Origin of the sequence: Psychroserpens burtonensis DSM 12212 (assembly GCF_000425305.1) — a bacterium.
In the GTDB taxonomy this organism is placed as follows: Bacteria; Bacteroidota; Bacteroidia; order Flavobacteriales; family Flavobacteriaceae; genus Psychroserpens; species Psychroserpens burtonensis.
On sequence record NZ_AUDE01000014.1, the window covers coordinates 132821 to 156052 of the forward strand.

Below are 23232 nucleotides of genomic sequence, written 5' to 3' on the forward strand. Positions count from 1 at the left end.
CTCCTCGTTTTCTTAAGGAGCAGTGGCTTCATAGCTAGTAAAGGCGATGAAAGCGAGGTGGTTACTTCACACCTTTGACCATCCTGTCTTTCCCATATAGATCTTTCTTTAGTTCAATGTTTTTAAAACCATAGCCTTCTAACAATGCAATCATCTCCGCTCCTAGATATTCGTTGATTTCAAAATATAACATCCCATTGGCTTTGAGGTTGATTTGTGCAAATTCACAAATAGCTTTATAAAACTGTAATGGATTCTCATCATCCACAAATAAGGCCAAATGCGGTTCGTTATCGAGAACATTGGGTTGTATTTCAGCTTTTTCAAGGTTGCGAACGTATGGTGGATTTGAAACAATAACATCATACTTATGAAATACTGAAACAAGTTCTGTTTGACGCGAATTCAAAATGTCATCATGAATAAACTCAACATTAACTACATTCAATTCTGCATTTTGTTGAGCTATTACTAATGCTTCTTCGGAAACGTCTAAGGCAGAAACTTTGGTATTTAAAAGGTGTTTTGCTAATGAAATAGCAATACATCCTGTTCCTGTTCCTATATCTAGAATTTTGGTTTGAGGTTCTTTGCTTACAATTTGACTGCGCTCAGTGTGACAATTAATTATCCAGTCAACGAGTTCTTCCGTTTCAGGTCTTGGTATTAATGTATGCTCATTCACTTTAAATAGTAATCCGTAGAATTCGGTTTCACCCAAAATATACTGGATAGGTTTTTGTGATTTTAAATGTGTTAAGGCTTCAAAAAGTGGTTTTTCTTCCTCTTTTGTGATCATATATTGAGGATCTAAAACCAAATGAATGCGTTTTAGATTCAGATAGTGTTCTATCAACACGTTGAAAAAGGAATCTACTTCCTCTTTTCCGAAGAGAGCATCTAACTCACTATGGTATATGTTACGTATGTCTTTTAAAATCATAATACTTTTTCCATCCAAATACCACAAGAATAATGACCTGTATTCCCTAAAGGCTCTGTTCTATGGGTAAACCCATGAGTTTCATAAATATAAATTGCTGCCTTAAGTTCTGGAATCGTTTCTAAATAACAGGTATCATAACCAAAATTTTTAGCAGCCTCTAAGCATTTACCAATGAGTTTCTTACCATAACCTTTTCCTCTAATCTCTGAAGAAAAATACATTTTTTGCAACTCACAAACATTACCGTTGTAGTCCTTAAGATGTTTTATTCCTGCACCTCCAAGAACTTGAGTAGCGTTGGCAACCACGAAGTAAACCGATTTTTCTTCACGATACGCCTCATACATAAAAGGCGTTTCGGCGTCTTCATAAGCAGTGCCAGTTAAAGGCAGTTTAAAGTCTAAAAAACAAGCTTTTATAACTGCTTCTGTTTGCAGATTATCATCTGCTCTAATTTCTCTAATTACAATCTCCTCTTCACTCACTTTATTATCCTATTTTTGCGCTGTGAAGATACAGATAAATCTATTTTAAGACCATGGGCAAACTCATTTTATTATTAATAGTCACCATGAGCATACTGAGCTGTGCCGTAAAAGAAAAACCAATTTTTAAAGGCATTGAAGATATCAAAGTTGTAGATTCTAACTCCAGATTAATTACCCTTACAGCGACTGTGCTTTTTGAAAACCCTAATGACCTCGGCGGAAGTTTAAAGAGCGATGCAATTTCCATTTATGTGAATGATATTAAATTAGCGAAACTGTCGTCGGAAAGTTTTGATGTTCCTGAAAGAAAGGAGTTTACGATTCCATTAAAAGTAGATATTAGTACCGATAGTATTTTAAAAATGAGAGGAACAGATGCTATTGGCTCATTATTAAACAGTTTAATTAACAAACAAATTAAGGTGCAATATAAAGGAGACCTTATTTATAAAACATTTGGATTTTCATACACCTACCCTATTGATGAAACCGAAATGGTCAAACTTAACTATTGAGAACACACGCAACCTATATAAAACGCTGTATTGAAATCGCCAAAAAAGGCTTAGGCACAACTGCTCCAAACCCAATGGTTGGGAGTATAATTGTGCATAACGACGAAATTATTGGTGAAGGCTACACGAGTGCTTATGGTGGTAATCACGCGGAAGTGAACGCCATAAATTCCGTAGAAAATAAAGAATTACTTAAAGACGCAACACTTTACGTGACATTAGAGCCTTGTTCTCACTTCGGAAAAACACCGCCTTGTAGTGATTTGATTATTAAGCATCAAATTGCGAATGTCGTGATTGGTTGTATTGATGATAATCCTGAAGTTTCAGGAAAAGGAATCGCAAAACTTATAGCTGCTGGACGCCATGTCACTGTTGGTGTTCTAGAAACCGAATGCAAACGACATCACAAACGCTTTTTTATATTTCATAACAAAAAGCGTCCTTATATTATATTAAAATGGGCAGAAACTGCAGATGGGTTTGTAGCGCCTTTACAAAAGGATGAAAAAAAACCCGTTTGGATTACCAATAAATTTTCTAGGCAATTGGTTCATAAATGGCGCGCTGAGGAACAGGCTATTTTGATTGGCACAAATACGGTTTTAGAAGATAACCCAAGTTTAACAGCTAGAGAATGGACTGGAAAGAACCCTACTCGTGTTGTTATAGATCAGGAATTGAAATTATCAAAAGAACATTCGGTTTTTAATACTGATGCTGAAACATTAGTAATTTCTGACCAAAATGTTGATTTCAAAAACCCTCTAGCGAAACAGATTGCTACACTGTTGCATTCTAAAGCTATAAACTCTGTCATTATAGAGGGAGGTGCTAAAACACTTCAAACCTTTATTGATGAAAATCTTTGGGATGAAGCACGCGTATTTGCAGGACCTACAACTTTTAAAAACGGAATAAAAGCGCCCGAGTTTATAGGTAAGCTCATTTCCGAAGAAAAAATAATAGACGATACACTACATATATATGTCAACAATTAAAACATTAATATTTGATTTTGGTGATGTATTCATCAATTTAGATAAGCAAGGTGCTATGAAAAATGCTCTTGAGTTATTTGAGTTGGATGAATTGCATGAGGACTTAATCGCCATCAACACCTTATATGAACAAGGTTTAATTTCTACAGAAGAATTTACAGAGTTTTATACAGATAATTTCCCTGAGTTATCTAAAAAAGAAATTATAGACACCTGGAATTATATCCTCAAAGATTTTCCTGAGCACAGATTAGAATTCATAAAAAAACTTGCGAAAGAGGGAAAATACAAGCTTATATTATTGAGTAACACCAACGAATTACATATTAGTTGGATTGCAGATAATATATCATTTTACGAAGATTTCAAATCATGTTTCGACACATTCTATTTATCGCACGAAATTAAGTTAAGAAAACCAAATGCCGATATTTACGAGTTTGTAGTCCAAGAAAACAAACTGAAATATGAAGAGTGTTTCTTTGTAGATGACACCAAGGAGAATACTGATACCGCAGCGTCTCTGGGGATACATGTTTGGAATATTGACGAAAACAAACAGGATATCGTAGAATTATTCGTTATAAATAAAGACTTATTTTGATCTATCTATTACTAAGTATTGTTGCCTCTACGTGTATATTCATCATTTTTAAATTATTTGATAAATACAAAATCAATACACTTCAAGCCATTGTCGTTAACTACTTCATTGCCTGTTTATTTGGATTATGGATGTACGATAAGCCCATAGCTATAGGTGATATTATAGGATCAAAATGGATTTATGGAGCAATTGGTTTAGGGTTTTTGTTTATCGCCATCTTTAATGTTATGGCTTTGACTGCTCAACGCAAAGGGCTTTCGGTCGCTTCTGTTGCTTCCAAAATGAGCGTAATCATTCCTGTAATTTTCGGGATTTATATTTACAATGAAGGAGTAGGCGTTCAAAAAGTTATTGGGATTTTATTGGCATTAGTATCGGTATATCTGAGTTCTGTCAAGTCCAAAACTATTAATAATCCAACCAAAGGCCTATGGTTGCCCATCTTATTGTTTTTTGGATCTGGTATTATTGATACTTCGATAAAATATATAGAAACCACGTATCTGCCTGAGAATAGTATTCCTATTTTTTCGGCTAGCATTTTTGCCTTTGCTTTTATCATTGGTGCTAGTATTTTAATTGTAAAAGCAATACGACAACCTTATAAATTCCCAGCTAAATCAGTAATTGGCGGCATAATCTTAGGAATGGTAAATTACTTTTCAATCTACTATCTATTAAAAGCTCTCAATCACGAAAGCTTAGAGAGTTCGACCTTGTTCACCGTAAATAATGTGGCCATAGTGATGGTATCAACGCTTTTAGGCTTGCTCTTTTTTAAAGAGAAGATCTCTAAAATTAATTGGATGGGAATTATACTAGCAATTATTTCTATTGTTATTGTTACCTTAGCGTAAATGGAAGCAACCGATATTTATAAAACAATAACGAAACCATCTCCAGAGGCTTTATTTAAAGATAGAAACAGCAAGTTTTTTGGTTATGCGTTTCCTATTACTTCAGAAAACGAAGTCAAACATCACATTGAAGATCTAAAAAAGCAGCATCATCAAGCAAGACATTGGTGTTATGCCTACCAATTTGGCAAACAAGAGAAAGACTTTGTATTTAGAGCGAATGATGATGGTGAACCAAATAATAGCGCCGGAATGCCCATTTACGGTCAAATACAATCCTTTGAAGTCACCAACCTACTCATTGTGGTAGTTCGTTATTTTGGAGGTACAAAACTTGGTGTTGGCGGATTAATAAATGCTTACAGAACTGGAGCTCAAATGGCTTTAGAGGTCTCTAAAATTGTAACTAGAACCGTAAATATCGAATACCGCATCACTTTTGACTACAAAAACATGAATACTGTGATGAGAATTATTAAAGAGAAAAACTTAAAAATAATTAAACAGACTTTAGAATTAAGTTGTGAACTTATAATTTCAGTAAGATTAAAAGATGCTTCTTCAATATTTGAGATTTTTGATACACTTTACGAAATAAATATAAAGGATTTAAACGATTAATCTTGCAGTTTATCTAAAATATAATCCGGACATTTTGTAGGCCTATTCTTCTTTATATCAATAAAGACTAAAACGGAATTTCCAGTCGTTAAAATTTCATTATTTTCATTTACTATTTCATAATCAAATTCAATTTTTGCAGTTGGCAATTTCACAAGTCTAGTTTTTACTTTAATGAGGTCATCATAACGTGCTGATTTTTTGTAATTTAACATTAAAGAAATTACTGGCAACATGATACCACCCTCCTCTATTGCTCTATAAGAAAAACCTATTTCTCTTAGCCAATCAGTCCTTCCCATTTCAAAATACTGAGCATAATTGCCATGATATACAACTCCCATTTGATCTGTTTCACTATAACGAACTCTAAATTCTATTTCTGTTGTTTTAGTAAGATTCCCCATAAGTTTTGATATTTTTTTTGTAATTTCGAGTCGAGTTAAACATGAGGAAAAATTTCTAATTAATCAACAGCTTTTGATTTTTTTATTAAGAAATTTGTTCACATATTTGCCGCCTAGAATTATTGGAGAGAAATTCACATTTCTCTTTTTTTTGCTAACTAATTATCAACATAAAAATTAACTTAGAGAATGGATGTAACTGCGCAATCGGTTTGGGATAACTGTCTTTCATTTATAAAAGACAATATACAACCACAAGCCTACAAAACTTGGTTTGAACCTATAGTAGCAGTTAAGCTTACAGATAATGCATTGAGCATTCAAGTCCCTAGTAAATTTTTCTACGAGTGGTTAGAAGAACACTATGTTAAAATTTTAAAAGTAGCCCTTACTAAGCAAATTGGCGAATCTGCAAAATTAGTTTATGTTATCAAAATGGAAAATACCTATGGTAACAAACAACCATTTACTGAAAAGATTCCAAGTTCTAATCGCGGGGCTTTAAAATCTCAAGAGGTAGATGTTCCTTTAAACAACAGAAGTCCTGAGTTAAAAAACCCATTTGTGATTCCTGGAATTAGAAATGTGAAAATTGAATCTCAGCTTAATCCTAATTATAGTTTTGAAAATTTCCTTGAAGGAGACGCGAACCGTTTAGCAAGAAATGCTGGTTTAGCAGTTGCTAACAAGCCAGGAGGAACTTCATTTAATCCACTCCTTATTTTTGGCGGTGTAGGTTTAGGAAAAACACATTTAGCACATGCAATTGGTGTTGATATAAAAGATAAATATCCAGAGAAAACAGTATTATATATTTCTGCGGAAAAATTCACACAGCAATATATTGATTCTGTAAAAAAGAATAATAGGAACGACTTCATTCACTTCTATCAAATCATAGATGTTTTGATTATTGATGATGTTCAGTTTTTATCTGGAAAGTCGGGAACACAAGATGTATTCTTCCACATCTTTAATCACTTACATCAAAACGGAAAGCAAGTGATACTAACGAGTGACAAAGCTCCTGTTGACATGCAAGACATTGAACAACGTTTGTTATCTCGCTTTAAATGGGGACTTTCTGCCGAATTGCAAAGCCCAGATTTTGAAACAAGAGTTTCTATCCTTAAAAATAAGTTATATCGGGATGGTGTAGAAATGGAAGACGACATTATTGAATATGTTGCTAAACATATTAAAACTAATGTACGCGAATTAGAAGGTGCAATCATCTCATTAATTGCTCAATCTTCTTTCAATAAAAAAGAAATCACGATTAATCTTGCTAAAGAAATTGTTGAGAAGTTCGTTAAAAATACAAAACGAGAAGTGTCAATAGATTACATTCAAAAAGTAGTATCAGATTATTTTCAAATGGATGTCAGTACACTACAATCTAAAACGAGAAAACGACACATCGTGCAAGCCAGGCAGCTAGCTATGTTTTTTGCTAAAAAATATACTAAAGCCTCATTAGCAAGTATTGGTTCTCAAATAGGAAAGCGAGATCATGCTACGGTACTTCACGCATGTAAAACAGTAGACAATTTGTCTTCCACAGACAAACAGTTTAGGAAATACGTGGAAGACCTTTCAAAAAAACTATCTCTATAAACTCATAGTAATGATAAGTATACTAATGGTTTGTTTAGGCAATATCTGTCGCTCTCCATTGGCACATGGTATCTTAGAATCTAAACTTCCTCCTGATTCTTTTTGTGTAGATTCTGCAGGGACCGCAAATTATCATATTGGGAGCTTACCAGATCAACGCTCTATAGCAGTTGCTAATACTCACGGAATAGATATTTCTAATCAACGTGGACGACAATTTGAAGTTTCAGATTTTGATACGTTTGATTATATTTACGTAATGGATCATTCTAATTTTGAAAATGTTTTAAAACTCGCAAGAAACATATACGATATTGCGAAAGTCAAACTCATACTAGAAGTTGATACAACTTCTATAGTTAAGGAAGTTCCCGATCCTTACTATGATGAAATCTCAGGATTTGAGACTGTTTTCGAGCTTTTAGATCATGCTACCGATTTTATTGCTAATCAACTTTTGAGATAGTTCACAATGTGATTAAAAACAATATTGCATCTTTTTGTCGTATTTTGTAAAAAAATCCTTAGATCTTAGAAAAATGAAAAAAATTACATTTCTTATAACCTGCTGTTTTGTGTCCTTAACTTTTGCCCAAGACATCTCTTTAGAACCTTTTGCAACTGGCCTTTCAAATCCCGTGAATATTAAGCATGCTGGAGATGACAGACTTTTTGTTGCTGAGAGAGATGGTAGAATAAAAGTGATGAATACAGATGGCTCTATAAACCCAACTAACTTTTTGGACATTGATGGTAGAGTAACAGATTTTGGAGGAGAACAAGGCTTACTCGCCATGGCTTTTCACCCCAATTATGCTAGCAATGGTTACTTTTACGTTAACTATATAGATAATAATGGAGACACTGTGATTGCTAGATTTACGCGAAGTTCTGCTGATATCGCAGATCCAAACTCAGAAGTAGTTCTTTTAAGCGTTGTACAACCATTTGGTAATCACAATGGTGGTGATATGCACTTTGGTCCAGAGGGCTACCTCTATATCTCTTTAGGTGATGGTGGTGCAGCAGATGACCCTGGTAATAGAGCCCAAAGTTTAAACACCTTACTAGGAAAAATGCTTAGAATTGATGTGGACGCAACAGATATGGGGAATTATGGTATTCCAGCGGACAATCCTTTTGTTGAAAACTCTGCTGCTTTAAATGAAATATGGTCTTATGGGTTAAGAAATACTTGGAAATTTTCTTTCGATAAAACTACAGGTGATTTATGGACCGCAGATGTAGGACAAAATCAAATTGAAGAGATTAACAAAGCACTCGCATCTTCAACCGGTGGAGAGAATTATGGCTGGAAATGCTTTGAAGGAAATTCTATCTTTAGTAGTCAAACAAGTTGTAATACAATAACGCATGAAGCACCAGTAGCACAATATACTCATAGTAGTACTGGTGGATGTTCAATTACTGGAGGCTATGTTTACAGAGGCACCACAAAAATCACTTTACAAGGCCTTTATTTCTTCGCAGACTTTTGTAGTGACGATATTGGATATGTGCAGGAAACAACACCAGGCAATTATGACATCTCTTTTATAGAAGACCTGTCTGGTCTTGGTATTTCTGCTTTTGGAGAAGATTTTGATGGAGAACTATATGTCGTTAGTTTGTTTCAAGGCGCTATTTTTAAATTAAACGAAGTAGATTTAAGTATAGACAATCAATCCATCAGCAACATAAAGATGTATCCTAATCCAGCAAAAACTATTTTGACTTTTGCTTCATCAAACGCATCAAATCAAATAGAGTCAATTACTATTCATGATACACAAGGACAATTAATTGTAAGCCATTCAAATTTTGAAAAGCACTTAATCACTATTCCCACAGAATTTTTAACTATTGGAGTTTACATCGTACAGATTAGTAATAAGCGAGGTGACAGAAGTGTTCGTAAACTTATAGTTGAGTAATTATGACAAATAACTTCGGAATACTATATCTTATCCCAACCCGTCTTGGCGATAATCCACCTTTAGAAGTCTTGCCTATTTCAGTAAAAAAAATCATTGAAATAGTGGATGACTATATTGTAGAGAACGAAAAAACTGCTAGAGGATTTATAAAAAAAATTGATTCACGTAAACAACAATCGTCTTTAAATTTCAAGGTTTTAAATAAATACACGCAACCCGAAGAAACTCAAAATTTTCTTGATGATTGTAAAAATGGAAAGTCAATGGGCTTACTATCCGAAGCTGGCTGTCCTGGAATTGCAGATCCTGGTGCAGATATTGTGAAATTGGCTCATGAATACAATATTCAAGTTGTCCCTTTAGTAGGTCCTTCATCTATTGTCTTGGCTTTAATGAGTTCTGGAATGAACGGACAGTCATTCGCATTTAATGGATATATTCCCATAGACAAATCTGAACGTAAAGCAACACTTAAACGATTAGAGCGCTTATCTTTTGAACAAAACCAAACACAATTGTTCATTGAGACGCCTTATCGCAATAATAAAATCTTAGAAGATATTTGTGCAATACTCCATCCAAATACTAGAGTTTGTATTGCTTGTGATATCACATTACCTACAGAGTATATTAAAACAATGACCGTAGGTGAATGGAAACACTCTAAAGTTGATTTACACAAGCGTCCAGCTATTTTTATAATTCATAAGGATTAACAAAATGATTTATATGATATTAAAATTTTTACTTTTCACTACATTTTAATGGCTAATTTTCAATTTAAAAAACTAATTTCGACTTCGCTCAAAATAAGAAAAACAATAAATTACTAGTATTAGGTCTGTTGACAATTCTTAAACAAAATGATTAGATTAATTACAGTTGATGATATAATTGATACTTTTTTAAAAGGAAAACAAAGAGGTTGGGAATTTATAATTTCTAAATTCACCTTCTCTAGTTCATCAAGAACAAAAAGTGCTTTTAACAAGACTTCAAAGTTGAGTTCTAATTGGTGGATAATCCCATCTGTTCAAGCCAGGAGAAATTTAAAAATAACCGGAAACCCTAAAGTTAATTATAAGCAATTTTTAATGCAAGACATTCTAAAAGACAGGACTAACTTAAAGTTACTTTCTTTGGGAAGTGGAACATGTAGACACGAAATGGAATTGGCTTGTTATGAGAATTTTGAAAAAATAACCTGTGTTGATTTATCAAAAGAAAGAATTGATGGCGCTATTAAACATGCAAAATCTAAAAATCTAAACAACATTGAATTTCTCTGTTCAAACATCGATAAATTTGAATTTAAAAACAATTATTACGATGTTGTCCTCTTTAATTCGTCGCTTCATCATTTTAAAGATGTCAAACATTTATTAACTCAAAAAATTAATAAGTGTTTAAATGATTCTGGCTTATTGGTTATCAATGAATACATTGGACCTAATAGATTACAATTCCCTAAGCATCAAACTAAAGCGATTAATAATGCTCTTAATATAATTCCAAAAAAATTTAAAAAACGTTATAACTCGACGATAATAAAGGACAACTTTTACGGTTCTGGAGTTTTAAGAATGATAATAGCAGACCCTTCGGAATGTGTAGACTCAGCAAATATAAAGCCAACTATTCATAATAATTTTGATACGATTATCGAAAAACCTTATGGTGGCAATATATTAATGAACGTTCTAAAAGATATATCTCATCATTTTTTGGATTTAAATGATGAAAAGCGCGAACTACTGCATAATCTATTCCAATTTGAGGATGACTATTTAGACACTAACTCTTCAGATTTTTTATTTGGTGTTTATAAAAAACAATAGTTTAAAAAAAAGCAGAACAACTAAGTTATTAGATGTTCTGCTTTTTTTTTAATGACTTAAATCTTTCTCTACAAAATAGCCTTCGCTCTCTTATCTGCTTCAATAAAAGACGTATCATATCCTGAAAATTTCTTCATATAATATCGTACTGAAGAGCCATATGCATCAGATACATTTTTAATTCCATAGCTTCTTAAAAACTTCTTTACACTTCCAGGACCCGCCAAATGAGCAGCTGCCAGAATTCCTGACTCTGTAATCTCAATACCGCTAATTTTTTTACCTTCAAAACGTTTGATATCCTTTCTTAGAATCCATTTATTACGCTCTGCATTTGCTAAGAACGCTTTTTCTTGAAGTTTAGGGTTGTATAAAAACTTTGTAGGATTATAAATCCCTATAAGTTTCAAAGTTTCTGCCCCAAATTGATATTTACCTAAGTAACCTAATGTGTTTACTGTAAAATAATTACCTCTAGACTCTTTGAAAGCTAAGGCCTCTTTAAAACCAACATAAGATTTCCCTAAATTGGGAAAATAAACAGGAGATGATTGAAATGGATTTGACAATTGGGTTTGTTCAAAATTATGCGCCTCGTCAAGATGAGCCATATCATAATTTAACTCTATACCTTCGGTTGAATAATCATCAAAATTCAATGATTCTTGAGGTTTAAGTGCCATAGAAAGAGTGGCACAAATAGCTAATGAAATAACGAAATAATTACTTACTTTTTTTATCATAGAAGCTAACTTTCTTTAAGACATATTGTTTATTAAACTGTCCCAAAATTTCAGCATGCAAATATACGCTTTTTATTAAACTATTGAAAATTAGGTGTTAAACTGTTGTTAAAAGTAGATATAGTGTAGCTTAACGCCATTTTCTCGGTCAAACGAAATCGTTGGAGCTGGTACTTTTATTGCGTTCAAAACGTCAAGTAAAGTTCTCAAAACGCGCGACTTTGTCTGTATTCTAGTCAAATCTACATCAAAACTGAGATAAAATTGTCGCCTCCTATTTTGATTTATTAATAGGTTATCAACATCTTCTGTTCTTCCAGACAACATCCCTTCTGCTCCGTAACCAAATGCAACGTTAAACCACTTAGGTATTTTACTCTCTTTAAAAAAAGAATTGACGTTTGCACTTAACCAGTATGTTTGTCCGTTATAATCTTTTAGAATCTCCTCTAAGAAGCCATCTCCTAATTTATCTGGACGCTGATTTGCGAATTGCGTTTGATGAAATGAGTATTTAAGTGTGATACGTTGCTCATCCCATAATAATTCTTGTCCAATATAAAGTCCAGTTCCCGCAGCGTTAGCTGCCATATCAGACCACGAGAAACCCCACTCTTGAGAATAGCCATCAAATATCTCAACTGCCGTTAAAAACCCAAAACCTAGAGTTGCGCCATAAATAAGTTGATCTCTTTTATTAACTCCAGCCCAATTAAGAACGTTAGCTCCTACTCTTCCTAATTGATAAGCAGAAAATACATGTCCAAACTTATCCATCTGCAACCACTCATCAGAATCATTTACCGTTTTAAATTTAGAACGCTCAAAATCTGAGTACCATAACTGGTCCAAACCAATTAAGGTAAGAGACGCCAATGACACTTCAGCAATAGCAATAGTATTTCTCCGTGACTTGTGGAATGTGTCACTTGGTTTAAAAAAGGAATCAAATTTGAATTGAGACTGTGCTTGAGAGTTAGCAAATAGTGTCACAACACAACATAGAAAAAGAAGTATGTAACGGTTCATAGCATTATTTATTAATCCCTTGAGACGATAAATAATTATGATATTCTCTAGCATTAGCATTATGCTGGCTCAATGTCTTAGAAAACTTATGAAAACCCAACTTTTTTGCATTTGCTGCAAAATACAAGTAATTATGTTTTTCATAATTAAGTACAGCACCAATAGCAGAAACATCTGGCATAGCAATTAAACCAGGAGGTAAACCAGCATTCAAATAAGTATTATAAGGCGATTTAATCTCCTTATGCTTATTAAGCACACGTTTAATTATGGTATTCTGATATTCTGGTAATTGGTAAGCCGCAAATTTTAGTGTTGGATCTGCTTGTAATGGCATACCAATTCTAATTCTATTCATATATACACCAGCAATTCTAGGTTGCTCACTAGCTTGCTTTGATTCTTCGTGAACAATAGAGGCAAGTGTCATAATCTGATCTCTTGTTAGACCAAGAGCTTTTGCTTTCGCCTTTCTGTTATCATTCCAAAAGCGATTATATTCTTTTAACATGCGATTTCTAAATCCTTCCGCAGAGGTATTCCAGAAAAACTCATAGCTATTGGGTATATACATCCCAAGTGCTGTTTTTGAAGTAAATCCGCTAGCTTTCAAAAACTCTGGATCAATCATAGACTTTAAAATCGACAAGCTATCTGCTTCAATTTGAGTACTAATGCGACTAGCTAATTTTGATAATTTCTCTTGATTGTTAAAGGCTATTTTAAGCGGTATATTATTACTACGAATTGAATTTATAATATCATTATTACTCATTCCCTTTTTAATTATAAATCGTCCAGCCTTAAGATTGGTCGTGTATTTTTTTTGATTTGCCAAGGCATCAAAAGAATCAATATCTGTTAAAAGAGGTTCTAATTGCGATCTTACCTCAGCGTAACTAGCATTAGATGGAACAAATATATAAGCTTCGTCATTATTGAACGTTGTATTTGGCGCAAGCATGGCACCATAAATATAATAGCCAAAAATTCCAACTGCGATTAAACCAATGATGGCAATAGCCCAAAGTATTTTTTTAATGTACATTTAATATAGATTGTAATAAGTATTCATTTTTATAAGAACCGTTAACGTAGTTCCAGCCTTTTTTTAGTCCGATAATTTCAAAACCTTGATTCTTAAAAAGCTTTAAGCTTTTTTCATTCTCTTCAGAAATATTACAATACAACTGATGTAAATCTAATTGGGATTTACAATAGCCTGTTAATAATTGTAGTGCTTCTTTTCCGTAGCCTTTTTGTCTGTTGACCGAATCCTTTATCAAAATCCCAACCCCAGCACGTCTATTTTTAAAATCGAAATCGAACAAATCTATCATCCCAAGAGCGACATCCTCAAAATCGCAAATTACCAATCTCAATTGCTTTACTTCGTAAATATCTTTATGTGCCTGTTCCAGATATTGCTTTATTAAAAACTTAGAATATGGCGTAATAGTATTACTGATCTCCCAAATGTCCTGATTGTTTTCAATCTCATGGATAAGGTCGAGGTCTTCAGGCTCTAAAGCTCTCAAATAAATATGTTCCCCTTTGAGTGTTATCATTATATAGTACCTTTAAAAACCTGAGTTGCTGGACCAATGAGCCAAATATTTTTATAGCCTTTATCTAACTTTTCAAAAGCTACTTGTAAATCACCACCCTCTGTTTGAAGCGTAATGTGATTTTTTTTAGTTTCTCCAATATAATTCATTGCTAAAGCTACAGCTGTAACTCCTGTTCCGCAAGATAACGTTTCATCTTCAACACCTCTTTCATAAGTTCTTACTGCAAATTTTTCTTCGGAAATTTTAGACACAAAATTAATATTGCTACCGCTTTCGTTATAAGGAGCAGCAAAACGAATCTGTCTCCCAACAGTTTTCACATCAAAATGCGATAGATGATCTTCCATTTGAACATGATGCGGAGAACCTGTATCTAAAAACACATGCGTTTTGTGATCTTCAATGCCCTTCACATTTTGCATTTGTAAACTTACCAATCCTTTACTAATAGTCGCTTTGTGTAAACCATCAATGGCTTCAAAGGTTGCCTCATCATTAATGACTCCTATAAAGTTAGCAAAAGCTGTAATACAACGACCACCATTCCCACACATAGAACTTTCGTTTCCATCAGCATTAAAATACACCATCTTAAAATCAAAGGTATCATGGTTTTCAAGCAAAATTAAACCGTCTGCCCCAACACCAAATCGCCTATCGCATAAAAACGCGATAAGCTTAATATTGGTTTTATCAAAAAGCTCTTGACGGTTGTCAATCATCACAAAGTCATTTCCTGTTCCCTGATATTTATAAAAAGTTAGATTCATATGCCTTGCAAATATAGGAATTATGAATCAAAAACAGGACTGTTAAATGAGCGTTAATAGGGACGTTAAAAATCGTTAAAGTTGAATCTCAAACTCAATAAATAGTTAAATTTAAGCGTTAATTATTTTATATAACAACAAAAACTAATATCTAATGAAAAAGATTTTAACCCTAGTATTTATCTCTATGTTAGGTGGAATAATAGCACTATCTGCCTATACTCTCTTTTTAGAAAAAGAGCAAATTGTAAAATTTGAAGGCGAGCAAGAGCAACCGCAGTTCTTGAATGCAAACTATAATGCAAAAACAACAAACGTATTAAATACAAACGCACCTGATTTCACAGTAGCAGCAGAAAACACAATTAACTCTGTAGTACATGTCAAAAACACTGCTTTAGTCTCTAGAGCTGCGTCGTTTGAAGACCTGTTTTATGGTCGTCAATCTCAACAAAGAACTCAAGTAGGAACAGGAAGTGGTGTTATCATCTCTCCAGACGGTTATATCATCACCAACAACCATGTGATTACTGGATCTAATACAATTTCAATCACGCTTAACGATAATCGTGTTTTTGATGCCATATTAATAGGTACTGATGAAAAAACAGACATTGCACTTTTAAAAATTGAATCAGAAGATGATTTACCAGCAATCGAGTTTGGCGATTCAGACACTGCTAAAGTTGGCGAATGGGTTTTAGCTGTCGGTAATCCTTTTAATTTAACCTCAACAGTAACTGCAGGAATTATTAGCGCAAAAGCTCGTGATTTATCTGGTAAAAACTCTCAGTCATTTATTCAAACCGATGCTGCTATAAATCCAGGGAACTCTGGTGGAGCATTAGTAAATTCTACTGGACAACTTATTGGAATAAATACAGCTATTTCTTCACAAACAGGTTCTTATATTGGATATTCATTTGCAGTACCTAGTAATATTGCTAAAAAAGTAATCCAAGACATTATAGAATATGGTGATGTACAAGAAAGTATTTTAGGAGTTTCTGGTGGAGCATTGTCAAGTCGAGCTGCTCAAGAATTTGGAGTCAACGCTACTCAGGGGTTTTTCGTAAAAGATGTTGAAGACAATACTGGTGCCAAAAAAGCAGGAATTAAAAGTGGTGATATCATTACTAAACTTGACAATATAGAGATCTCTAAATTTTCAGATTTAAGTGGTTACTTAAAAACCAAGCGTCCAAATGATGTGGTTAATGTGGAAATTCTCAGAGACCGCGAAATAAAATCTATACCAGTGACGCTTTCTAAAAGTGATATTGTAAGTGTTGATTTTATTGATATGGAATTACGCAACCTTCCGCAGAGATTTAAAAAGAAAACAGATATCACTGAAGGAGTCGTGGTACAATCTAATAAAAACAAGTACTTATATACAAAGTTAGGGATTAGACCAGGATATATTATTACTGGTATTAACGATATCCCAATTAAGACGATTGAAGATATTCAAGAATTTGTTGCGAAATATGGTAGCAATGCTCAGGATACAATTTTTAAACTAGAATATATGAATACAAATTTAGAACGAAAAGAAGTACTATTTAGATAGTTGTAGTTGGTTAGTGATAAAACCCTTAAGAATATTGAATTCTAAAGGGTTTTTAATTTTCAATAAATACACTCCGAAAACGTTTGAAATATAGTATTTTTGCCAAAATTTTAAACAACACAACACTAAATTAAATACAATGGGTTTGAACGGAACTTATGAAAAAGAACTCGCTTTTCAAGCAGACCGGAGACGAGCTACAGTCGAATTTATTAAAATTGTTAGCGACCTTTGGTATGACAAATCAATAGAATTAGTACTCTTTAGAAACCAGTTAATTGATCGTAATGTCAGCGAAATTTTAAATCTCCATGAATATGCTGGAGAATTCGTACAAAAACCAATCTCTATTTTTGATTCGGTAGAAATTGCTCAAGCTATTTTGGTTTTAGACATGCCTCCATCCAAACTAGATATTGGAAAGTTAACTTATGAATTTCATTTAGAAGACGAAACGTATAGTAATGCTACAGCTTTTGTTGCTGCTAAACTAAAAGACGCAAAGAAAAATAAAGCTATTGAGCCAAAGGACGTTGTCCTTTATGGTTTTGGTAGAATTGGTCGTTTAGTTGCTAGGGAGTTAATGACTAAAACTGGCAAAGGTAGCCAGCTAAGATTAAGAGCTATCGTGACTCGAGGTACTATTGACAAAACCGTTTTAGAAAAACGAGCATCGTTATTACGTAATGATTCTGTTCATGGCGATTTCTCTGGAACTGTAACTGCAGATGTAAAAAACAATGTTTTAATTATTAATGGAACTACTGTAAATATTATTTCTGCAAACGCTCCCGAAGATATAGATTACACAAAATACGGCATCAAAAACGCATTAGTTATTGATAATACTGGTGCCTTTAGAGATGACAAAGCCTTAAAAAGACATTTGAAGTCTAAAGGTGTAGATAAAATATTATTAACTGCTCCAGGAAAAGGAGTACCCAATATTGTTCATGGTGTCAATCATTTAGAATACAACCCTGATAAGGTTCATATATTTTCTGCTGCATCATGCACAACAAATGCCATTACACCTGTACTAAAAGTTATGGAAGATGCATTTGGTGTCATAAGCGGACATTTAGAAACGATTCATGCCTACACAAATGATCAAAACTTAGTTGATAATTTCCACGGGAAATATCGTCGTGGTAGAGCTGCGGCACTCAATATGGTAATTACAGAGACTGGAGCAGGTCAAGCTGTCACTAAGGCACTGCCCTCTTTTGAAGGCAAACTAACATCTAATGCTATTAGAGTCCCTGTCCCAAACGGATCTTTAGCAATACTTAATTTAGAATTAGATAAAGAAACTTCAATAGAAGGAATTAACACCGTCATTAAAAAACATGCACTAGAAGGTAATCTTGTAGAGCAAATTAAATATGAAATGAACGATGAGTTGGTTTCTAGTGATATTGTTGGTTGCTCTGCTCCTGCGATTTATGATAGTAAGGCAACAATTGTTCGCACAGATGGCAAAAATGCGATCCTATATATATGGTATGATAATGAATATGGCTATAGCCATCAAGTAATTAGATTGGCAAAATATATTGCCAAAGTAAGACGTTTTACGTATTATTAATCTAGAGTATACAGAGATAAAAAAATCCCATTTGCTAAAAACGGGATTTTTTTTATGTTTTGAAGCAACCTTTTACCAATTATAGCATCTACCTATTGTAATTAGAAAACAATCACTATGAAATTAAAAGCCGTTGTAGTATTACTAATATGCTGTAGTCTATTTTTTCAATCTTGTTGGCTCACAGATACAGAAGATGACGTCCTGCCGCAAATTCAAGAATATTATGAACCTGTGACGATGCAACGTTCAGAATTTAATGCAACAACCATATTGCAAACCACAGCAGAAGTGATCGTAAACTCGGGAAAGATTTATGTTAAAGATAATTTTATATTTATTAATGAGTGCAATAAAGGATTCCATATTATTGACAATACAGATCCTACAAACCCACAAAATATCGCTTTTCTTAACGTATTAGGGTCTTCAGATTTGACGATAAAGGGGAATTCAGTTTATGTAAATAATGCAACAGATTTATTAGCGATCACACTAAATCCGCAATTAGGCATTATGGAGATTACCAAGCGTGTGCCGAATGCTTTTCCGCAGATAACTTCACCATTTGGGAACATATACTATGGCGCCAATGAGGACGAAGTGGTTGTAGATTGGATTTTCAACGGAAACATCAACTAACCAATAAATTGAGCTCAAAAATGAAAACATATATACTTATACTTTTAGTACTTATGATGTTTGGTTGCGATTCAGACTCTGCTTCTGGATTATCTCAGAACACTAATGACATTGGAAAAGCAGGTTCACTTGCCCGTTTTACCACTTACGACGATCATTTGTACTCGGTTGATAACTCAACCCTTAATGTCTTTAGTATTGTTGATAGAGAAAATCCAGTTAAAGTCAATGAAGTTTTTATTGGTTTTAATATTGAAACCTTATTTAATTTTAAAGAGTTTCTATACGTAGGATCACAAAACGGAATGTACATTTACAGTATCCAAAATCCTGAGGAACCCTTATATCTTTCTGAAGTTCAACATTTCACGGCTTGTGATCCTGTTGTTGCTAATGCAACTCACGCGTTTGTGACCTTACATGCCGATATTGGCTGCGGAACAAACATCAACGTACTAGAAATCTATGACGTTAATGATGTCGTTAACCCTATTTTTATCTCTAGAAGACATTTAACCAAGCCTATTGGCCTAGGTTTATATGGTGATTATTTAATCGTTTGTGATGATGAAGTCAAGATTTTTGACATCTCAGATATAGAAAACACATCGCTTATACATTCTATAAATGGAGATGCTTTTGATGTTATTGTAAATAATGACACACTCATCCTAATTGGAGAAAACGGATTGTATCAATATAGTCTCAACCCAAACAGTATTCAAAACACCGAACAATTAAGCACGATTAACATCTAAAAACTAATTTCATTCGTATATCATAATATTAAATAGCCTTGCATTTTGTGAGGCTAAATTATATACTTTTTACGCTATAAATTATTATATTGCCAATTATTAATTAGCTATTAATTTTCAACCAAACCAAAATGAAATTTCTTAAAACGCTTTTATTTTCAGCATTAACCCTTTTATTATTCTCTACCGCAAACGCTCAAAACTCAAGTGATGACGAAAAACTATCACTAAATAGTGGCACAATAGACAATCAGTTTGAATACGTCATTAGACGTTCAAACAGCTGGCAAGATTACAAAACAGTAAAAAAAACGTGGTTATATGCCCTTAAAGCACATACTATAGATTCTCTTAAAGCGGTACATGATGATTTGAAAGCGACCCAAGTTATAGTGCAATCTCAATCAAATGAAATTAAAGTTTTAAAAAATAATTTATCTAATACTAAAACGAGTTTAGACAACACCATTATTGAAAAAGATAATATGGAGTTATTTGGAATGCCAATGACAAAACCAAATTACAGTCTAACGCTTTGGAGTATTGTTGGTATTTTATCTGCGTTGTTATTACTCTTTATTTATAAATACAAAAGCAGTAATTCTATTACTAAGCTAGCCAATACAAGTTTAGCAGAAATAGAAGAAGAATTTGAAGAGCACAGACGTAATGCTTTAGAACGCGAACAAAAAGTAAGACGACAGCTACAAGACATGATTAACGAGCAGAAAAAATCCTAGTTAATTAACTGTCATTACTAAGACGCCACCCCAAATCGTTTTTTAGCGATGAAAGAATCTAATAATATCAATAAAAATCTGTAATTTTAATTATAGATTTTTTTATGACTATAACTCACGCAAAACTTAAAGACTTAGACTCTTTAGCATCGCTTTTTGATAGCTATCGTGTATTCTACAATCAAGACTCTAACATAGAAGTTGCAAAACGCTTTTTAAAACAGCGCATGATTAGAGATGATTCCATCATCTATATCGCCAATGATAATGATAAAGCTATTGGCTTTGCACAACTGTATCCTTTGTTCTCGTCGGTTTCTATGCAACCTATGTATTTACTAAATGATTTGTTCGTGAGTTCAAAACATCGCAGTCAAGGCATTGGAGAAGCATTGGTTAATCGCGCTAAACATTTATGTGTGTCAGAAAACAACAAAGGTCTAGCTATTCAGACTGCTTTTAATAATCCTGCGCAACATTTATATAAGCGATTGGGGTTCATAAAAGATACTAATTTACAGTTTTTTTTGGAGTACTAAATAAAATAACACCTATGAAATTTAAACACCTTTATCTCCTACTCGCTATTTTAGGATTGATTTACACCTGGTATTTCAATATTCAATTTTACCTAACGGAAACAGATACGTCCGTAACAAATTTTATAGCCTTAACCAAAACGACACTTCCAGCGCAATCTATCATTGCAGATATTACAATCGTTGTTATCACTTTTTTAGTCTGGATAATTTACGAATCCATAAAACTGAAAATTAAGTTTTGGTGGATTGTAATTCCACTCACCTTCTTGGTGGCTATAGCTTTTAGCTTTCCTTTGTTTCTATATATGAGAGCTAATCGATTAGAGAGGATTGCTATTGATAAGAGTTCGAACATGTCGAATAACGGCTAATTACAACACGCAACGTGATCCATTATCCTCAACCTAAAAATGATTGAGGAATCAATCAATTACCAAACTAATAAAAGAATGATATGAACATAAAAGACGACACAATTAGCAAAGGTTTTATTATCGCTGGATTAATGAATATGTCTGTACTCGTGTTTTCTAAATTCTTCACTAATCCTGTTATTCCTCAGTCTGATCCTGATGTAATGTCAAATTTTGGGCTACTAATGATTCTTATTTGGGGCTTGGCTTATATTTCAGTCGCAAAAACATATCATAATATCAAATGGCTAGTTTTGGTATTTGCAATCGAAAAATTGATCTACGGACTTGTTTGGAGTCAATGGATGTTTAATAATTCTGTGTCAGATGTTTTTGATAGAGATGCAATGGCTGGGATATTCTTTTCTGTTTACGGTATTAATGATTGGGCATTTTGCATATTCTTTATACTCGTATTCTTCCGTTTAAATTCACATAAAAATAAAGTACATCAATAGGTTTGAAATGCGATTACTTGCTGAGTCTTCATATTTACGAAGAAAACATTATACAACAGGCTCAAAAAAACAATTCATCAAATACCTCAATTAACTCTATCTTTGCATTCCAAAATCAATTACAATGCGAATAGATATCATAACTGTATTACCAGAATTGCTCAAAAGCCCTTTTGAAGCTTCTATCTTAAAGCGCGCTATTGAAGCCAAATTGGTAAGTGTACATTTTCACAACTTAAGAGATTTTGCAACTGGCGGCTACAAAGCCATTGACGACACACAATTTGGAGGTGGTGCTGGTATGGTCATGATGATAGAACCGATAGATAAGTGTATCACTAAATTACAAAGTGAACGCGACTACGATGAGATTATTTATATGACGCCCGATGGTGAACGTCTTAATCAAGGTATTGCTAATCAAGTATCACTCAAGGAAAATATTATTATTCTCTGCGGGCATTATAAAGGTGTTGATCAACGTGTTCGCGATAAATTTATGACCAGAGAAATTTCTATTGGTGATTATGTCTTGTCTGGTGGCGAATTAGGTGCTGCAGTTTTGTGTGATGCTATTATAAGATTAATACCTGGTGTTTTAGGTAATGAGACTTCTGCGTTGACAGATTCTTTCCAAGATGGATTACTAGCTCCTCCAATTTACACTAAACCAAGAGAGTATGATGGTATGAAAGTTCCTTCCGTCTTATTTAGCGGAAATTTTCCCGAAATAGAAAAATGGCGTGAGGAGCAAGCTTACGATAGAACTAAAAGGCTTCGTCCCGATTTATTAGACGATTAATAAATAATTATAAAGATCTCATGATTGTTTGGCCATTGCAGCCTTATGTAGCAACTCGCTTAGAGCAACTGCGGAAAACAAGCCTAAACTTTTATTTAACACTGCAACTCAGATTAGAGACTTGCCAATCTTAGAAAAAGTAACATCAAAAAATATAAAGTAATAATTGTCCATTATTAATTATTAACTATCTTTGCACCCACTTTTAGATTAACCTCTGGCGAGAATCGTGAATGTTGATTTGAAACAATCATTATAAATAGTATAAAATGAGTTCTTTAGTAAAATTTGTACAAGACGAGTTTGTAACAAAAAAAGATTTTCCAGCATTTGGAGCTGGTGATACATTAACAGTGTATTACGAAATTAGAGAAGGAGAAAAAGTACGAACACAGTTTTTTAAAGGTGTGGTATTACAGGTTAAAGGATCTGGTTCTTCTCAAACATTCACAATTAGAAAAATGTCTGGTACAGTTGGTGTTGAACGTATCTTCCCAATTAATTTACCTGCACTTCAAAAAATTGAAGTTAATAAGAAAGGTAAAGTTAGAAGAGCAAGAATCTTTTACTTTAGAGGCCTTACTGGTAAGAAAGCAAGAATTAAAGAGGTTAGAAGAAAATAACCTTCAACCACATAAGTTTTATAAAGCCTTGACAATTAATTGTCAAGGCTTTATTTATTTATCAACGTTATCAACAAAAGTTAATAAGTGTAGTTGATAAAATGTGAATATCTAAATCCCTTATAAATTTGAAATTATTAAACAAA

General features: G+C 33.4%; 28 protein-coding genes. 20 read left to right on the forward strand and 8 right to left on the reverse strand.

Annotated features, from left to right (window positions below):
- Positions 1–61 precede the first annotated feature (61 nt).
- Both prmC and H593_RS0107360 read right to left on the reverse strand, forming a co-directional pair.
- A complete protein-coding gene (gene prmC / locus H593_RS0107355) occupies positions 62–943 on the reverse strand; it encodes a peptide chain release factor N(5)-glutamine methyltransferase (protein ID WP_028871855.1) in 882 nt (293 codons plus the stop codon).
- Positions 940–1431, reverse strand: coding sequence for a GNAT family N-acetyltransferase (locus H593_RS0107360; RefSeq protein ID WP_028871856.1), 492 nt, complete (start codon positions 1429–1431; stop codon positions 940–942). Before H593_RS0107360 ends, prmC begins: the two co-directional genes overlap by 4 nt.
- Before the next feature lie 53 nt (positions 1432–1484).
- On the opposite strand from H593_RS0107360, the gene H593_RS0107365 reads away from it, so the two are divergent.
- From H593_RS0107365 to H593_RS0107385, 5 genes are read left to right on the forward strand one after another with little or no spacing between them, the layout of a single operon-like run.
- The gene (locus H593_RS0107365) at positions 1485–1949 is read left to right on the forward strand and encodes an LEA/WHy family protein (protein WP_028871857.1); all 465 of its coding nucleotides are present in this window, start codon (positions 1485–1487) and stop codon (positions 1947–1949) included.
- Positions 1946–2950, forward strand: coding sequence for a bifunctional diaminohydroxyphosphoribosylaminopyrimidine deaminase/5-amino-6-(5-phosphoribosylamino)uracil reductase RibD (ribD, locus tag H593_RS0107370; protein WP_028871858.1), 1005 nt, complete (start codon positions 1946–1948; stop codon positions 2948–2950). Before H593_RS0107365 ends, ribD begins: the two co-directional genes overlap by 4 nt.
- On the forward strand, positions 2937–3554 hold the full coding sequence (locus tag H593_RS0107375) for an HAD family hydrolase (protein WP_028871859.1): 618 nt from the start codon (positions 2937–2939) through the stop codon (positions 3552–3554). The genes ribD and H593_RS0107375 overlap by 14 nt, the downstream gene beginning before the upstream one ends.
- Positions 3551–4414: an EamA family transporter gene (locus tag H593_RS0107380; protein ID WP_028871860.1), complete on the forward strand. Its 864-nt coding sequence runs from the start codon at positions 3551–3553 to the stop codon at positions 4412–4414. The genes H593_RS0107375 and H593_RS0107380 overlap by 4 nt, the downstream gene beginning before the upstream one ends.
- Complete coding sequence (locus tag H593_RS0107385; protein ID WP_028871861.1) at positions 4415–5035, forward strand: IMPACT family protein; 621 nt, start codon at positions 4415–4417, stop codon at positions 5033–5035.
- Here the strand turns inward: H593_RS0107385 and H593_RS0107390 are convergent.
- Positions 5032–5442, reverse strand: coding sequence for an acyl-CoA thioesterase (locus tag H593_RS0107390; protein WP_037051709.1), 411 nt, complete (start codon positions 5440–5442; stop codon positions 5032–5034). The two genes, H593_RS0107385 and H593_RS0107390, sit on opposite strands and share 4 nt — an antisense overlap.
- Positions 5443–5631: 189 nt before the next feature.
- Between H593_RS0107390 and dnaA the strand changes: the two genes are divergently transcribed.
- The 5 genes from dnaA to H593_RS0107415 all read left to right on the forward strand — a co-directional run bounded on the left by dnaA (position 5632) and on the right by H593_RS0107415 (position 10834).
- Positions 5632–7059, forward strand: a complete 1428-nt coding sequence (dnaA, locus tag H593_RS0107395) for a chromosomal replication initiator protein DnaA (RefSeq protein WP_028871863.1) — start codon at positions 5632–5634, stop codon at positions 7057–7059.
- A gap of 10 nt (positions 7060–7069) precedes the next feature.
- Positions 7070–7525, forward strand: coding sequence for a low molecular weight protein-tyrosine-phosphatase (locus H593_RS0107400; RefSeq protein WP_037051712.1), 456 nt, complete (start codon positions 7070–7072; stop codon positions 7523–7525).
- 73 nt (positions 7526–7598) lie between these two features.
- Positions 7599–8993 (forward strand): PQQ-dependent sugar dehydrogenase, encoded by a 1395-nt coding sequence (locus H593_RS18680; protein WP_037051714.1) that lies wholly within the window; start codon positions 7599–7601, stop codon positions 8991–8993.
- Positions 8994–8995: 2 nt separating this feature from the next.
- Complete coding sequence (locus H593_RS0107410; RefSeq protein ID WP_028871865.1) at positions 8996–9712, forward strand: SAM-dependent methyltransferase; 717 nt, start codon at positions 8996–8998, stop codon at positions 9710–9712.
- A 147-nt stretch (positions 9713–9859) separates the two neighbouring features.
- The gene (locus tag H593_RS0107415) at positions 9860–10834 is read left to right on the forward strand and encodes a class I SAM-dependent methyltransferase (protein WP_028871866.1); all 975 of its coding nucleotides are present in this window, start codon (positions 9860–9862) and stop codon (positions 10832–10834) included.
- Positions 10835–10902: 68 nt separating this feature from the next.
- Here the strand turns inward: H593_RS0107415 and H593_RS0107420 are convergent, their stop codons facing one another.
- The 5 genes from H593_RS0107420 to dapF all read right to left on the reverse strand — a co-directional run bounded on the left by H593_RS0107420 (position 10903) and on the right by dapF (position 14947).
- Positions 10903–11577, reverse strand: coding sequence for a hypothetical protein (locus H593_RS0107420; protein WP_028871867.1), 675 nt, complete (start codon positions 11575–11577; stop codon positions 10903–10905).
- A gap of 108 nt (positions 11578–11685) precedes the next feature.
- Positions 11686–12606 (reverse strand): DUF2279 domain-containing protein, encoded by a 921-nt coding sequence (locus H593_RS0107425; protein ID WP_028871868.1) that lies wholly within the window; start codon positions 12604–12606, stop codon positions 11686–11688.
- A 4-nt stretch (positions 12607–12610) separates the two neighbouring features.
- On the reverse strand, positions 12611–13654 hold the full coding sequence (gene mltG, locus H593_RS0107430; protein ID WP_028871869.1) for an endolytic transglycosylase MltG: 1044 nt from the start codon (positions 13652–13654) through the stop codon (positions 12611–12613).
- Positions 13644–14174, reverse strand: a complete 531-nt coding sequence (locus H593_RS0107435) for a GNAT family N-acetyltransferase (protein ID WP_028871870.1) — start codon at positions 14172–14174, stop codon at positions 13644–13646. Before H593_RS0107435 ends, mltG begins: the two co-directional genes overlap by 11 nt.
- Positions 14174–14947 carry a diaminopimelate epimerase gene (gene dapF / locus H593_RS0107440; protein ID WP_028871871.1) on the reverse strand — a complete coding sequence of 258 codons (774 nt, stop codon included), beginning with the start codon at positions 14945–14947 and terminating at the stop codon, positions 14174–14176. The genes H593_RS0107435 and dapF overlap by 1 nt, the downstream gene beginning before the upstream one ends.
- Before the next feature lie 154 nt (positions 14948–15101).
- On the opposite strand from dapF, the gene H593_RS0107445 reads away from it, so the two are divergent.
- The 10 genes from H593_RS0107445 (at position 15102) to rplS (ending at position 23086) form a co-directional block, all read left to right on the forward strand.
- Complete coding sequence (locus tag H593_RS0107445; protein ID WP_028871872.1) at positions 15102–16520, forward strand: trypsin-like peptidase domain-containing protein; 1419 nt, start codon at positions 15102–15104, stop codon at positions 16518–16520.
- Between the two features lie 139 nt (positions 16521–16659).
- On the forward strand, positions 16660–18108 hold the full coding sequence (locus H593_RS0107450; RefSeq protein WP_028871873.1) for a glyceraldehyde-3-phosphate dehydrogenase: 1449 nt from the start codon (positions 16660–16662) through the stop codon (positions 18106–18108).
- Positions 18109–18225: 117 nt separating this feature from the next.
- Positions 18226–18750: a hypothetical protein gene (locus tag H593_RS0107455; RefSeq protein WP_028871874.1), complete on the forward strand. Its 525-nt coding sequence runs from the start codon at positions 18226–18228 to the stop codon at positions 18748–18750.
- Between the two features lie 20 nt (positions 18751–18770).
- Entirely contained in the window at positions 18771–19508 is a 738-nt protein-coding gene (locus H593_RS18685; protein WP_037051735.1) for an LVIVD repeat-containing protein, read from the forward strand.
- Positions 19509–19639: 131 nt separating this feature from the next.
- On the forward strand, positions 19640–20248 hold the full coding sequence (locus H593_RS0107465; protein WP_028871875.1) for a hypothetical protein: 609 nt from the start codon (positions 19640–19642) through the stop codon (positions 20246–20248).
- A 104-nt stretch (positions 20249–20352) separates the two neighbouring features.
- Positions 20353–20787 carry a GNAT family N-acetyltransferase gene (locus H593_RS0107470; RefSeq protein ID WP_028871876.1) on the forward strand — a complete coding sequence of 145 codons (435 nt, stop codon included), beginning with the start codon at positions 20353–20355 and terminating at the stop codon, positions 20785–20787.
- Positions 20788–20801: 14 nt separating this feature from the next.
- Complete coding sequence (locus H593_RS0107475) at positions 20802–21161, forward strand: DUF2834 domain-containing protein (protein ID WP_028871877.1); 360 nt, start codon at positions 20802–20804, stop codon at positions 21159–21161.
- A gap of 83 nt (positions 21162–21244) precedes the next feature.
- Positions 21245–21661: a hypothetical protein gene (locus H593_RS0107480; RefSeq protein ID WP_028871878.1), complete on the forward strand. Its 417-nt coding sequence runs from the start codon at positions 21245–21247 to the stop codon at positions 21659–21661.
- A 124-nt stretch (positions 21662–21785) separates the two neighbouring features.
- Complete coding sequence (gene trmD, locus H593_RS0107485) at positions 21786–22463, forward strand: tRNA (guanosine(37)-N1)-methyltransferase TrmD (RefSeq protein ID WP_028871879.1); 678 nt, start codon at positions 21786–21788, stop codon at positions 22461–22463.
- 269 nt (positions 22464–22732) lie between these two features.
- Positions 22733–23086 carry a 50S ribosomal protein L19 gene (rplS, locus tag H593_RS0107490; RefSeq protein ID WP_028871880.1) on the forward strand — a complete coding sequence of 118 codons (354 nt, stop codon included), beginning with the start codon at positions 22733–22735 and terminating at the stop codon, positions 23084–23086.
- Positions 23087–23232: the final 146 nt, after the last annotated feature.

What these genes read in the sequence shown, in the direction of transcription:
- prmC (WP_028871855.1), bottom strand. Translation starts at nt 943, where the DNA reads ATGATTTTAAAAGACATACGTAACATATACCATAGTGAGTTAGATGCT.
- H593_RS0107365 (WP_028871857.1), top strand. Translation starts at nt 1,485, where the DNA reads ATGGGCAAACTCATTTTATTATTAATAGTCACCATGAGCATACTGAGC.
- H593_RS0107375 (WP_028871859.1), top strand. Translation starts at nt 2,937, where the DNA reads ATGTCAACAATTAAAACATTAATATTTGATTTTGGTGATGTATTCATC.
- H593_RS0107385 (WP_028871861.1), top strand. Translation starts at nt 4,415, where the DNA reads ATGGAAGCAACCGATATTTATAAAACAATAACGAAACCATCTCCAGAG.
- H593_RS0107390 (WP_037051709.1), bottom strand. Translation starts at nt 5,442, where the DNA reads ATGGGGAATCTTACTAAAACAACAGAAATAGAATTTAGAGTTCGTTAT.
- dnaA (WP_028871863.1), top strand. Translation starts at nt 5,632, where the DNA reads ATGGATGTAACTGCGCAATCGGTTTGGGATAACTGTCTTTCATTTATA.
- H593_RS0107400 (WP_037051712.1), top strand. Translation starts at nt 7,070, where the DNA reads ATGATAAGTATACTAATGGTTTGTTTAGGCAATATCTGTCGCTCTCCA.
- H593_RS18680 (WP_037051714.1), top strand. Translation starts at nt 7,599, where the DNA reads ATGAAAAAAATTACATTTCTTATAACCTGCTGTTTTGTGTCCTTAACT.
- H593_RS0107410 (WP_028871865.1), top strand. Translation starts at nt 8,996, where the DNA reads ATGACAAATAACTTCGGAATACTATATCTTATCCCAACCCGTCTTGGC.
- H593_RS0107415 (WP_028871866.1), top strand. Translation starts at nt 9,860, where the DNA reads ATGATTAGATTAATTACAGTTGATGATATAATTGATACTTTTTTAAAA.
- H593_RS0107420 (WP_028871867.1), bottom strand. Translation starts at nt 11,577, where the DNA reads ATGATAAAAAAAGTAAGTAATTATTTCGTTATTTCATTAGCTATTTGT.
- H593_RS0107425 (WP_028871868.1), bottom strand. Translation starts at nt 12,606, where the DNA reads ATGAACCGTTACATACTTCTTTTTCTATGTTGTGTTGTGACACTATTT.
- mltG (WP_028871869.1), bottom strand. Translation starts at nt 13,654, where the DNA reads ATGTACATTAAAAAAATACTTTGGGCTATTGCCATCATTGGTTTAATC.
- H593_RS0107435 (WP_028871870.1), bottom strand. Translation starts at nt 14,174, where the DNA reads ATGATAACACTCAAAGGGGAACATATTTATTTGAGAGCTTTAGAGCCT.
- dapF (WP_028871871.1), bottom strand. Translation starts at nt 14,947, where the DNA reads ATGAATCTAACTTTTTATAAATATCAGGGAACAGGAAATGACTTTGTG.
- H593_RS0107445 (WP_028871872.1), top strand. Translation starts at nt 15,102, where the DNA reads ATGAAAAAGATTTTAACCCTAGTATTTATCTCTATGTTAGGTGGAATA.
- H593_RS0107450 (WP_028871873.1), top strand. Translation starts at nt 16,660, where the DNA reads ATGGGTTTGAACGGAACTTATGAAAAAGAACTCGCTTTTCAAGCAGAC.
- H593_RS0107455 (WP_028871874.1), top strand. Translation starts at nt 18,226, where the DNA reads ATGAAATTAAAAGCCGTTGTAGTATTACTAATATGCTGTAGTCTATTT.
- H593_RS18685 (WP_037051735.1), top strand. Translation starts at nt 18,771, where the DNA reads ATGAAAACATATATACTTATACTTTTAGTACTTATGATGTTTGGTTGC.
- H593_RS0107465 (WP_028871875.1), top strand. Translation starts at nt 19,640, where the DNA reads ATGAAATTTCTTAAAACGCTTTTATTTTCAGCATTAACCCTTTTATTA.
- H593_RS0107470 (WP_028871876.1), top strand. Translation starts at nt 20,353, where the DNA reads ATGACTATAACTCACGCAAAACTTAAAGACTTAGACTCTTTAGCATCG.
- H593_RS0107475 (WP_028871877.1), top strand. Translation starts at nt 20,802, where the DNA reads ATGAAATTTAAACACCTTTATCTCCTACTCGCTATTTTAGGATTGATT.
- H593_RS0107480 (WP_028871878.1), top strand. Translation starts at nt 21,245, where the DNA reads ATGAACATAAAAGACGACACAATTAGCAAAGGTTTTATTATCGCTGGA.
- trmD (WP_028871879.1), top strand. Translation starts at nt 21,786, where the DNA reads ATGCGAATAGATATCATAACTGTATTACCAGAATTGCTCAAAAGCCCT.
- rplS (WP_028871880.1), top strand. Translation starts at nt 22,733, where the DNA reads ATGAGTTCTTTAGTAAAATTTGTACAAGACGAGTTTGTAACAAAAAAA.